Annotated in this window: 9 protein-coding genes; 1 reads left to right on the forward strand and 8 read right to left on the reverse strand. The window is 40.9% G+C overall.

Annotation, left to right across the window (positions count from 1 at the left end; genetic code table 11):
• Positions 1-11 precede the first annotated feature (11 nt).
• The 8 genes from QUE35_RS08840 to metG form a co-directional block, all read right to left on the reverse strand.
• Positions 12-902: an NAD-dependent epimerase/dehydratase family protein gene (locus tag QUE35_RS08840; RefSeq protein WP_022599995.1), complete on the reverse strand. Its 891-nt coding sequence runs from the start codon at positions 900-902 to the stop codon at positions 12-14.
• Complete coding sequence (rfbH, locus tag QUE35_RS08845) at positions 892-2,226, reverse strand: lipopolysaccharide biosynthesis protein RfbH (RefSeq protein WP_022599998.1); 1,335 nt, start codon at positions 2,224-2,226, stop codon at positions 892-894. The genes QUE35_RS08840 and rfbH overlap by 11 nt, the downstream gene beginning before the upstream one ends.
• 17 nt (positions 2,227-2,243) lie before the next feature.
• Positions 2,244-3,329, reverse strand: a complete 1,086-nt coding sequence (gene rfbG / locus QUE35_RS08850; protein WP_022389990.1) for a CDP-glucose 4,6-dehydratase — start codon at positions 3,327-3,329, stop codon at positions 2,244-2,246.
• A gap of 186 nt (positions 3,330-3,515) precedes the next feature.
• Positions 3,516-4,265: a glycosyltransferase family 2 protein gene (locus QUE35_RS08855; RefSeq protein WP_022600001.1), complete on the reverse strand. Its 750-nt coding sequence runs from the start codon at positions 4,263-4,265 to the stop codon at positions 3,516-3,518.
• Positions 4,266-4,272: 7 nt separating this feature from the next.
• Entirely contained in the window at positions 4,273-5,541 is a 1,269-nt protein-coding gene (locus tag QUE35_RS08860; RefSeq protein ID WP_022389992.1) for a glycosyltransferase, read from the reverse strand.
• 18 nt (positions 5,542-5,559) lie between these two features.
• Positions 5,560-6,459, reverse strand: a complete 900-nt coding sequence (locus QUE35_RS08865; protein ID WP_022600004.1) for a glycosyltransferase — start codon at positions 6,457-6,459, stop codon at positions 5,560-5,562.
• Between the two features lie 13 nt (positions 6,460-6,472).
• Complete coding sequence (locus QUE35_RS08870) at positions 6,473-7,924, reverse strand: lipopolysaccharide biosynthesis protein (RefSeq protein ID WP_122329722.1); 1,452 nt, start codon at positions 7,922-7,924, stop codon at positions 6,473-6,475.
• A 150-nt stretch (positions 7,925-8,074) separates the two neighbouring features.
• The gene (metG, locus tag QUE35_RS08875; RefSeq protein ID WP_256998622.1) at positions 8,075-10,132 is read right to left on the reverse strand and encodes a methionine--tRNA ligase; all 2,058 of its coding nucleotides are present in this window, start codon (positions 10,130-10,132) and stop codon (positions 8,075-8,077) included.
• Positions 10,133-10,271: 139 nt separating this feature from the next.
• On the opposite strand from metG, the gene QUE35_RS08880 reads away from it, so the two are divergent.
• Positions 10,272-12,344 (forward strand): acetate--CoA ligase family protein, encoded by a 2,073-nt coding sequence (locus tag QUE35_RS08880; protein WP_022600010.1) that lies wholly within the window; start codon positions 10,272-10,274, stop codon positions 12,342-12,344.
• The last annotated feature ends 19 nt before the right edge of the window (positions 12,345-12,363 follow it).

The following is a 12,363-nucleotide window of genomic DNA, read 5'->3' on the forward strand; positions in this document are numbered from 1 at the left end:
GTACAAAGGTTTTATTTATCAAATAACAATACATTTTTATCAATCTCGTCACGATGAGCGGCATACCACTCGTATAATTGTTCTACGGATTTTTCTATCGGAGTAAACCGAATATCGGGCATTTCTTTTTTCAAACGGGAATTATCGCCACTATATTCCGATCCCATGCCTTCTTGCCCGACTAATATCGGCAACTCTTTTCCGGATATCCTGACCACCATACGTGCCAGATCATATAATGAAACGACCTGATCGGGAACAACATTATATGCTTTATATCGAGGTGTGTTTTCGATAAAATGATCTATAACCGAAGGCAGATCGTCTACATACAAATAACTGAATCGCCTATTCTGACGCAATGTGACAGGAAGATCATACAACGTTTTACAAATGGCATTGGAAATAAAGCGAATCGCATAATCTTCATACTTCCCGAAAATTCCGAACAGTCTCAGATCATATATATTGCTGCTCTTTTCAATTACCTTTTCACACACATACTTACAATATCCATGTTCATCGGCCGGCAAGAAACGCGTATATTCATCTTCTTTCATAAGCGGACGGTAGTACCGTAAATCATAAATAGCACCCGACCCGAGTACGAGCATTTTCTGATACCGGTCAGAATACCGTTCCAGATTAAAAAACATACGTGTATTCGAATAAAATATATTACTCAGATCTTTTGCATTACGATGATTCGGTTTTACGGCCGAATGGATAACGATATCGATCTGATGCTCATCAAAATACCGGGCTACCGCATCTTCATCGCACAGATTGAGATCTTTACTTCCGGGAGTCAACAAATTATATTTCTGCGCAAGAAAACTCTCTTTGAGATTCTTCCCTATAAAACCATTTCCTCCCGTAAGCAAAACAGTTTTAACGGGCATGACAAAATTCTCCTATCTTTTCGATCATAAAATCAAGCATTTTCCGAGTCATTCCGGGATAAACGCCAATCCAGAAAACATCGCTCATAATCGCATCGGTATTTGTCAGATCTCCGCAAACACGATACCCCTCTTTTTTCGTACGCATCTCATCGAAACAAGGATGTTTAATCAAGTTTCCGGCAAACAGCATTCGTGTTTGTATGCCGTTTTTCTCTAAATAATCGACAATTTCATTACGAGTAAATCCGGCATCTTCTCTTACGTTGATAACAAAACCGAACCAGCTCGGATCAGAATTTTCGGTCGGTTCGGGCAATATCAGCTTATTACCGTAAACCGATAATTTCTCTCTCAGATATTTCCAATTCTGTTTACGGGCATCTATGATAGCCGGCAACTTCTGCAATTGAGCACACCCGATTGCAGCCTGCATATCGGTAACTTTCAGATTATATCCGAAGTGAGAATAGACATATTTGTGATCATACCCCAACGGTAATTCACCGAATTGCTGTGTAAAACGACGTTTGCAAGTATCGTCTTTCCCCGAATTACAATAACAATCACGCCCCCAATCCCGGAACGATTCTATAATACGTTTCAATTGCAGGTTATTCGTATATAAAGCACCTCCCTCACCCATTGTCATATGATGAGGAGGATAAAAGCTCGAAGTACCTATATCTCCGATCGTACCGGTATATTTCCACTCCCCATCGATAAAATAACGAGAGCCCAGGGCATCGCAGTTATCTTCGATAAGCCATAATCCATGCTTATCGCAAAATTGCTTGACAGCCGCTATGTCGAAAGGATTACCGAGTGTATGGGCAACCATAACAGCCTTCGTCTTATCCGAAAAAGCATCCTCCAACTCAGTTACATCGATATTGTATCCGGGAATTGTCACATCTACGAACACAGGAACAGCACCAAACTGGATTACAGGAGTCACAGTTGTCGGAAATCCGGCAGCTACCGTAATCACTTCGTCACCCCTCTTAATTCGGCGATCGCCCAATTTCGGAGATGTCAAAGCCATAAATGCCAACAAATTCGCAGATGAACCTGAATTGGTCAACGAGCAAAAGCGAACATTTAAGAATTGAGCCATCTCTTTTTCAAAACGGGCAGCATATCTTCCGGTCGTCAGCCAAAAATCCAATGAAGAATCGACCAAAGCACACATTTCTTCATCATTGAAAAACCGTCCTCCGTAAGAGATCTTATCTCCCGGCTCGAAATCTTTCTTTTTACTTTCAAATTCTTCCCGATAATACTCCTTTACCAGCTGTATGATTTGTTCTCTTTTTGTACTCATATTTTGATTTTAGTTATTTACTTACTGAAGAAATATTGTATCTGTTGTTCTGTCAAATCAGAAATGAATCCTTTATCCTGATAATATGTTTTATACCATTGCAACGTCAGCTCCAGCGCTTCCCGGGCATTCATAGCGGGTTTCCATCCCAATTCGGCTTTAGCCAAAGAAATATCCAGTTTTAACAGCCCGGCTTCATGAGGTGCTGACAGATTTTGTTCCACTCGATATTTGCCGATTCCCCAAATATCTGTCGCCAAAGCTGTCATCTGTTCGACTGTAAGCGTATCTTCCGGATTAGGTCCGAAGTTATAAGCATTGGACAAATCGGCATACCGAACCGATGCAAGATAACCTAACAACAAATATCCGCCTAACGGCTCTAAAACATGTTGCCACGGACGAACGGCCGCCGGATTACGAAGTACAATCTCCTCTCCCTTATGCAATGCCCTGACAATATCCGGGACGAGACGATCTTTCGCCCAATCTCCTCCACCGATCACATTTCCGGCACGGGCACTTACGATCGCTTTTTTATGATCATTATGACTTTTCCGGTTAAAGAACGAATTTCGATAAGAGTCGATAACCAGCTCCGCACAAGCCTTGCTTGCACTATACGGATCATATCCTCCTAAACGGTCGTTTTCCCGGTACGGAAAATTCCACTCGTTATTATGATATACTTTATCTGTAGTTATCAGAATCGCCGTACACGGCTTATTTATCTTACGGACAGCATCCAGAACATGCGCAGTGCCGATTGCATTAACGCCGAAAGTTTCTGCAGGAATATCATAAGAAAGACGGACTAACGGTTGCGCCGCAAGATGAAAAACCACATCCGGAGCAAAATCCTCTATTTCACGGATGAGTTTCTCTCGATCCATAATATCTCCGAACACAGATGTACAAAGCTTGTCTATCTCAAGGGCACTATACAAATCAGGATCTGTAGCCGGAGGAAGAGCATAACCCTTTATTTCCGCACCTGCCATCGATAAAATCTTTACCAACCAACTCCCTTTAAATCCCGTATGACCGGTAATAAAAATTCTTTTCCCGCTATAAAATGAAAGATATGCTTTTCCCGAATTCATTTCTGATTTAATTTCATTAATTTCTTTGCATGAATGTTGCCCGGCAAAGCCATCCGGACCTTGTGACAAATATACGAAGTAAATATATAAAAAAACTTTCGATTGTCCTAAAATTAATGAGATGAAGCACTTTTACGAACAAAAATGTTTCCTTTCAGAAAAACATCTTTATCTCGAAACTCCTACCTACACTCGCCCTTTTATCCATTTTGCCGTATAAAAACGCAAAGCAAACCATAAATGTAAAAACATAACCGATATGCGTCCGTAATATTTGACCATAATATTATAGCGTTCTTTTAAAGAGGCTTTGTGATTACGAGTCGTAACACCCTCATTCAGATAATCGATCAAAGTCAAGTGCGTATTCCATAACGTACCCGCTCTTTTCATACAACGGATGCACCAATCAAAATCAGAAGAGAAGCGATAAGAAAGATCATAATCGGGAGCAAGCGTCCGTTTTGCAATAAAAGCCTGATGACATACCAACATTCCCATACGGAAACTTTTCCAATTAAGTGTTTCCGGGGTTTTCAATCTTCTCATTCCCAAAAACTCCCGCTTATCATTTACAAGAGCTGTCTCTCCGTATATGACGTCAGGACGGGAACTCCCTATCGAAACCGCAATATCCGCTAAAGTATTTTCCGAATGAAAAGTATCTCCGGCATTTAAGAAAATAAGATATTCTCCCTTTGCCAGATGCATTCCTTTGTTCATCGCATCATATAAACCCTTATCCGGTTCACTGATAAACACTGCCAAACAATCTTTTCGAGACCGCAAAAAATCTACCGTTCCGTCTTTCGAATCACCATCCACGACAATATACTCATAATCGGTAAAAGATTGTCCGACGACACTTCGAAATGTGGTTTCAATTGTCTCGGCAGCATTATAAGTTATCGTTATTATCGAAAACAAGGGTTTCATATTATTTTTATTTTCTTAATTGATCTTTAACAAACAAATCGTGATATAAATCGAGATATTGCCGGACAATGACATCCCGTGAAAAACATCGCTTTATCTTATCGATACACTTTTTCCTCATTTCGGGATTCGTATGGTCCAAAACCCAGTCCATTCCCTCTACAAAGTCCGAAGTAAAAGGATACGTCACTAAATATCCATTTTCCAAATGGTCTATTATGTCAGTCTGTCCACTGCTATTAAATGCCACCACAGGTGTTCCGCAAGCCATAGACTCCGCTAAAGTCTGCCCGAATGTCTCATAATGTGATGGCATAACCGTAACATCTGCAGCACTATATATTCGGGCGAGATCTTCAGAATTGCCGATTTCTCCCAAATAACGATAATTACAAGGAATATCTTTTAGAAAGTCTTTGTCCCTTTTTATTTCTCCGAACAGAAAAAGATTTATCTCCCGACAATACTTTGAGTCTTTCAAAGATTGTTTCAGCAGCTTAAACCCTTTATTTTCGTCATTCAATTTTGCAGCTCCGAACACAACCACCTTACTATTATCAGAAATCCCCAGACTCATACGCACCTTTTCTCTGTCTCTCGGATAAAACACTTCTGTATCGATAACGTTGGGTATAACAAAAATTTTATTGGTCTCCATCAGAACGCTTTCTCCAGCTCTTTTCGCCAACCAACGACTGACACTCGTAAAAACAATATCCGGATTTCTCAGAAACTGTTTCTTCAACCAAACCTTATAGGAAAGATCGAATGCTCCCGGATATTGCAAATAAGGACATTCCCTGCAAATCGACATAAAACGGTCACAAGAACGGGCATGATGACAAATCGATGTACAATACCACATATCATGCATCGTAAACACCATCGGTTTTCCAAGTTTAATCAGTTGATGTATATTCTGAAGAGATAAAAATCCTTGATTAACCCAATGTAAATGAATAATATCGGCCTCCCGGATGACCGGAAGAGCGGAAATATCCGTTCCCGAATCGGCAATAGATACAGCAAATAAATTTTTCCGGGAAAAACCATTCTTTATAAAAATAGAAAATCGTTCTTTATAAAAATGAAAACGATTCTTCAGCCGTTTCCAACGCGTATCAAAAGGTGTTATTACCGTAGGATCATCAGAAGTTTTATAAGCCGTCAACAACATCACATCCACCCCTTCTTTCAATAAAGCCTCTTTCAAACGGTAACAGGCAATTGCAGCTCCGCCTTTACGCTCATATGTACTAACGAGAACAACTTTCATATTTAGACTTTCCCCTCTTTATCTATGCAAAAAATTTAATATCCGAACCCTTATTTTGTTATAATACGAGTTATCGAAACGATAAATACGAGCCAACATCTCCCGGGCATTCTTGTTTTCTTGTAGCAAAGACAATTTCTCTACCTTAACCTGCCCCGTATATAAATCCGTCGCAAATAACCCATATTTATCGCAATGCGTTCCCGTTCCGTCAAAACCGATATTCGTGACCAGCGACCGACCGCTGTTTAATGACAACTTTCCCTTTAAAAAAATAGAAGCATTCCAACGAATCGCCCAAGAACTATTCATACCGGCTATCTGTTCCCTAAGCATCCGGGTAAAATGATAAGCTCCGTCAAAATCGAATTTACGAGTCAAGTTCCGGGCTTCTAATTCTCGAAGCAGTTTTTTTCCATCCGGTTCAAACAAATCCCAACCCCGTTTCCAAGTGCCCCACCCCCAACTATTTGCAAAGCTCAGTAAAAAAGTTTCAGGAAATGTCCCCTTGCCTTTAAGCAAATGTCCATTTATATTTACAATACTCTCCTCATCTTTGTAAGCTTCCAAAGCCTCATTCATAAAAGTAAGAAACCATGGGGAGACGATCAGGTCATCTTCCAGAACAATGACTCGACCATATTTCTCGACCAAATCGGTAACTCCGGAAATAATATTCGAAGCCAATCCTTTATTCTCAGGTTGTTCTACGATATGCAGTCGTTTAAATCCCTGAATATTACGTATATACTCCCGTACCGACCGCACATTTTTTTCCTGACCGCAATCCTTTGCCCCGTCAGAAAAAATAAACAGTTCGCTCTTATCCGCAAAAAAATTCTTTTGTAGAGACTCTATACAATACCGTACATGTCGGGGACGGTTATATACAAAAAGAGCAATCGGAGCGATTTGCATATTCAAAATGTTTTTATTTTCCGTTTGTCAAAACTTTCTTTTTAAATAACTGAAGGCATTCGTGCCACATTTCTAACCGGAATAAACGTGCCGCAATAATATAAAGCAGTCCGAATGTTCCGGAAATCGTAACAAGCAACAACCATCGGTCTTGAAAGACCAGATAATAAAGGGACGACATTGCCGCAATTACCAAAGATATAGATAAACAGGGAAATATATCGAAAAAAAATGATCCCATTGTATAATTTACATACTTATGTGCTAAAAACATCGTTGCAATCAAAGAACAAAGGGTATAAACCACCCATAACCACATCAATGCCATTATACTGTATTTAAAACAGACAAGTATTCCTATTATGAAAAAAATCTTTTTAAAAATCTCCATCTTCAAATTGATATCCGACCTCCCTACGGCATTGAATAAATCGTAATATAAAATTATAAAAGGCGAAAATGCTCCCGAAATACACAATACCTGCATGAGAGGAATAGAAGGCGCCCATTTTTCAGGAAGCAATATGGATATAAGAGGCTGCGAAACCAGCATCAATAAAAACATAATCGGAAAAATTATAAAAGACACCGTCCGGATATACTTCCCGAAAACACGTATCATTCGCTCTCTGTCATCATTAATCGAAGACAATACCGGAAAAGCAACGCTCCTAAAAATATTGGCAATCAATGCCGAAGGCATATCCTGAAATTTATTAGCCTGATTATAATAACCGACCGCTTGTGTCGAATAACCTTTTCCGATCAACCACGGGTATATGTTATTGAATATCGTATTCAGTACCCCCGTACCTATCAGACTCGAACTATATCCGAAGAATTCTTTCATCGAGGCAACTCTGAATATCCATTTCGGTCTCCAGCGTCCGTAAATCCACAACAAGACAGACTTTACAATCGCCATTCCTAAAGACTGTATTACTAAAGCCCAGACTCCCCAACCCATGAATGCGGTAATGACAGCAAACACCGAAGAACAAAACAGAGAAATAATATTTATACGTGCCAGTTGCGTAAATTGAATATATTTTATCAAACGAGTTTGCTGAATCATGCCGAATGCCAGAAAAACAATACTCAAAAACGAAACCCGTGCAACCGCCGCTAACCCCGGAACACCCGAATAACTCTCGATGAACGGTGCTAAAGCGAAAAGGATGAGATAAAAGATAAGGCTGACTCCGATATTGAAATAGAAAATAGTACTATAATCGGCATCGGTCGCCTCTTTTTTACGAATCAGAGCAGATCCGAATCCACTGTCTATAAGAATACTCGACAAAGCGACAAATACAGCCAATAACGCCATCTTCCCCAAATCGACCGGATTCAAAGGAATAGCCAGAATTATACCCGTTACAAAGTATAAAAACTGCTGGCCGAATTTATCGACAAAACTCCAAATAAGAGCTGTCAATGTTTTCTTTTTCAAGTTATCCGACATATCTCGATGCCCACATGTTTCATGTTGAATAAAAAATCCCCAAAGAGGGAAAACTAAAACTTCTCCGGGGATTTATTAATATTTAGATTCCTCCTGAATTTTCCGATAAAAAATTCAAACAGAGCCTCTCTTAAACAAAAATATTATGGTTTATTTTACTTCCGATCCCGGTTTTACATGCTGTTCCGGTTCTACAACAACCAATTTGCCGTCGGCATCTTCAGCAGAAAGAATCATTCCCTGCGATTCGATGCCTTTCAATTTACGAGGCGCCAGATTAGCGACAAAACAAACCTGTTTTCCCACCAAATCTTCAGGATTATAATGTTTCGCTATTCCCGAAACAATAGTACGCCCTCCTAAACCATCATCGATTTTAAATTGCAACAGTTTATCCGCCTTAGGTACTTTTTGACATTCCAAAACCTTGCCTACCCGAATATCTAATTTCATAAAATCTTCGAAATCGATATTTTCTCTAACAGGAGCGGCCTGATGATTTTTCAGCTCATTCGCTTTTTTCGTATCTAACAGTTTTTGTACTTGAGCCTCAACTTGAGCATCCTCAATTTTTTCGAACAAAAGAACAGGCTGGTTCAACTGCTGCCCTTCAGGTAAGATATCGGTATTCCCCAACAAGTTCCATTCGGCATGAGTCATATTTAACATATCTCTCAACTTCTTGGCAGAAAAAGGAAGAAACGGCTCGAATGCAATCGCCAGATTAGCAGAAATCTGCAATGCCAAATTCAAAATCGTAGAGACACGAGACATATCGGTCTTCGCCAATTTCCAAGGTTCTGTATCTGCCAAATATTTATTACCGATACGGGCAAGATTCATCGCCTCTTTCAGGGCATCACGGAAACGGTAATTCTCCAAATAATTTTCAAGTTCGACCTTTACTCCGGCAAATTCGTCAAGCGTCTCTTTATCATACTCGGTCAACTCTCCGCAAGCCGGGACTTTTCCTCCAAAATACTTATGTGTAAGAACCATTGCACGGTTCACAAAATTCCCTAATACGGCAACCAACTCATTGTTGTTTCGTGCCTGAAAGTCTCTCCAAGTAAAATCATTGTCTTTCGTTTCCGGAGCATTTGCAATAAGAACATAACGCAGCACATCTTGCTTACCCGGGAAATCGACCAAATACTCATGCAACCATACCGCCCAATTACGAGATGTAGAAATTTTGTCTCCTTCAAGATTTAAAAATTCGTTTGCAGGAACATTTTCCGGAAGAATAAAACTCCCTTCGGCTTTCAACATCGCCGGGAATACGATACAGTGAAAAACAATGTTATCTTTTCCTATAAAATGAACCAACTTCGTCTCCGGATCTTTCCACCAGCGTTCCCAACTATCGGGCAACAACTCTTTCGTATTGGAAATATAACCGATAGGAGCATCGAACCAAACGTATAATACTTTGCCTTCAGCGCCTTCTACCGGAACAGGAACTCCCCAATCAAGATCCCGGCTAACGGCACGAGGCTGCAACCCCATATCGAGCCAAGATTTACATTGACCGTAAACATTCGATTTCCATTCCTTATGATCCTCCAGAATCCATTTACGCAAAAAATCTTCATATTTATCGAGAGGCAAATACCAATGTTTCGTTTCCCGCAATACCGGAACACTGCCGCTGATTGCCGATTTCGGATTGATCAGATCCGTCGCATTCAGAGATGTTCCGCAGGCTTCACATTGATCGCCATAAGCCCTTTCATTCTTACAATGCGGACAAGTACCGGTAATATAACGGTCGGCAAGGAACTGCTTAGCCTCTTCATCATAATACTGCTCCGTCGTCTTCTCGATAAAAACTCCCTTGTCATACAATTTCCGGAAAAACTCGGAAGCTGTTTTCGTATGGATATCGGAAGAGGTACGGGAATATATATCGAAAGAAATTCCAAACTCTTCAAACGATTTTTTTATTATCGAATGATACCGATCGACTACATCTTGCGGAGTGATACCTTCAGCTTTAGCCTTCAAGGTAATAGGTACTCCATGCTCATCCGATCCGCCGATATGGATCACCTCTTCTCCTTTGAGACGCAAATATCGGGTATAAATATCAGCAGGAACATATACACCGGCCAGATGCCCGATATGCACAGGGCCGTTAGCATAAGGCAACGCTGTAGTTACGAGAGTACGTTTGAATTTCTTTTCCATTGGTTTATATGATTTTATCTTTTCCTTTTTCAAAATGATTTGCAAATATACGATTTTTGTCGCAATGCGATAAGAGGAAAAAGTAAAATCGCTATCTTTGAACGAATATGTATGCAATTTTTTGCTAAATCATCTGAAATAAAGAATTTTATATATTATGATCAATAGAGAATTGATTGCTCCGGAAAGTATTGTGATCATAGGAGGATCGAATAATACGCAAAAACCCGGAGGAAAGATTATTCGGAATCTGCTGGAAGGAAAATTTCCCGGGAAATTATATGCAGTAAACCCGAAAGAAACAGAGGTACAAGGTATTCCCTGTTTTCCCGACATAACATCATTGCCAAACACAGAACTGGCGATATTAGCCGTTCCGGCAGCAGCTTGCCCCTCTATTGTAGAAGAGCTGGCTTCGACCCGCAATACCAAAGCATTTATTATTATATCGGCCGGATTCGGAGAAGAAACTCATGAGGGATTCCTATTAGAACAGGAAATTTTAAAGACTGCGAATAAATACGAGGCATCGCTAATCGGACCGAATTGCATAGGTTTGATGAACCGTCACCACCGGAGCGTATTCACTCTGCCGATTCCCGAACTCGATTCCCGAGGTGTCGATCTGATATCGAGTTCGGGAGCTACTGCCGTGTATATCATGGAGTCCGCTATCGGCAAAGGACTGCGGTTCAATTCTGTATGGTCGGTCGGAAATGCACCGCAGATCGGAGTCGAAGATGTCTTGGAATATCTTGACCGCACTTATATTCCGGGAGAATCCACACCGATCAAAATCCTTTATATCGAAAACATCAAAGACCCCGACCGTATGCTCTTGCATGCCTCCTCTCTAATTCGGAAAGGATGCAAAATAGCTGCAATAAAATCGGGATCATCAGAATCGGGAAGTCGTGCAGCCTCTTCACATACCGGAGCTATGGCAAGCTCGGATTTGGCTGTCGAAGCACTCTTCCGTAAAGCCGGAATCGTTCGCTGTTTCAGCCGTGAAGAACTGACGACCGTCGCCTGCGTTTTTAATTTAAAAGAAATCAAAGGCCGCAATTTCGCCATTGTTACACATGCCGGAGGTCCGGCCGTAATGTTGACCGATGCTCTTTCTAAAGGGGGAATGCATGTTCCTGAACTTTCGGGAGAGGCTGCACAAAAACTAAAAGAAGAGCTTTATCCCGGAGCTTCGGTCGGAAACCCGATCGACATCTTGGCTACAGGAACTCCCGAACATTTGGAAAAAGCTATAGACTTTTGTGAAAATACTCCCGAAATAGATGCAATAGCCGTTATCTTCGGTAGTCCGGGACTGGTAAAAGTTTACGATGCCTATGATGTGTTGCACCGAAAAATGGAAGAATGCAGCAAACCGATATTCCCTGTGCTCCCATCCGTAGTAACCGCCGGGAAAGAAGTTGAATATTTCCTGAATAAGGGACATGTCAATTTTTCGGATGAAGTCGCTTTAGCAACTGCTGTCGCACGAGTATTCAATGCTTCGAAGCCGACCAATGGCGGAATAGAATTATACGGGGTAAACGTACCGGAAATACGCAGGATTATCGATGACATAGGAGAAAACGGGTATCTTCCGCACAATCATGTCCAGTCTCTGTTCTCTGCCGCCGGAATTCCAATAGTCCCAGAAATCGTTTCTTCTTCGAAAGAAGAGCTTCTTAAAAAAGCCAGACAATTAGATTTTCCTTTAGTCGCAAAGGTAGTAGGACCTGTCCACAAGTCCGATATAGGAGGAGTAGTTCTTAATATTCAATCAGAAGAGCATCTCGCTTTCGAATTTGATCGGATGATGAAACTTCCCGAAGTAACCGCAATAATGGTACAACCGATGTTACAAGGAAAAGAACTTTTCGTAGGAGCAAAGTACGAGCCTCATTTCGGACATGTCATCCTTTGCGGGTTAGGAGGAATTTTTGTAGAGATATTAAGAGACATCGCTTCGGGATTAGCACCTTTAAGTGAAAACGAAGCTCTCTCTATGATTCGCTCCCTGCGTGCTTACAAAATGTTTCGGGGAGTCAGAGGAGAAGCTCCTATCGATGAAATCCAGTTTGCCGAAATCATCGTCCGTCTATCTACATTATTGCGTTTCGCTACAGAAATAAAAGAGATGGATATCAATCCGCTTTTGGCAACTAAAAAAGGTATTATTGCGGTAGATGCCCGCATCCGAATCGAGAAAGAGGCAAAAAACAAATAAATTTCTATGCGGCGGAGAA

This window comes from Coprobacter fastidiosus (assembly GCF_030296935.1).
In the GTDB taxonomy this organism is placed as follows: Bacteria; Bacteroidota; Bacteroidia; order Bacteroidales; family Coprobacteraceae; genus Coprobacter; species Coprobacter fastidiosus.

Coding starts and splice junctions, on each gene's coding strand:
- QUE35_RS08840 (WP_022599995.1), bottom strand. CDS start 902: ATGCCCGTTAAAACTGTTTTGCTTACGGGAGGAAATGGTTTTATAGGG.
- rfbH (WP_022599998.1), bottom strand. CDS start 2,226: ATGAGTACAAAAAGAGAACAAATCATACAGCTGGTAAAGGAGTATTAT.
- rfbG (WP_022389990.1), bottom strand. CDS start 3,329: ATGAATTCGGGAAAAGCATATCTTTCATTTTATAGCGGGAAAAGAATT.
- QUE35_RS08855 (WP_022600001.1), bottom strand. CDS start 4,265: ATGAAACCCTTGTTTTCGATAATAACGATAACTTATAATGCTGCCGAG.
- QUE35_RS08860 (WP_022389992.1), bottom strand. CDS start 5,541: ATGAAAGTTGTTCTCGTTAGTACATATGAGCGTAAAGGCGGAGCTGCA.
- QUE35_RS08865 (WP_022600004.1), bottom strand. CDS start 6,459: ATGCAAATCGCTCCGATTGCTCTTTTTGTATATAACCGTCCCCGACAT.
- QUE35_RS08870 (WP_122329722.1), bottom strand. CDS start 7,924: ATGTCGGATAACTTGAAAAAGAAAACATTGACAGCTCTTATTTGGAGT.
- QUE35_RS08880 (WP_022600010.1), top strand. CDS start 10,272: ATGATCAATAGAGAATTGATTGCTCCGGAAAGTATTGTGATCATAGGA.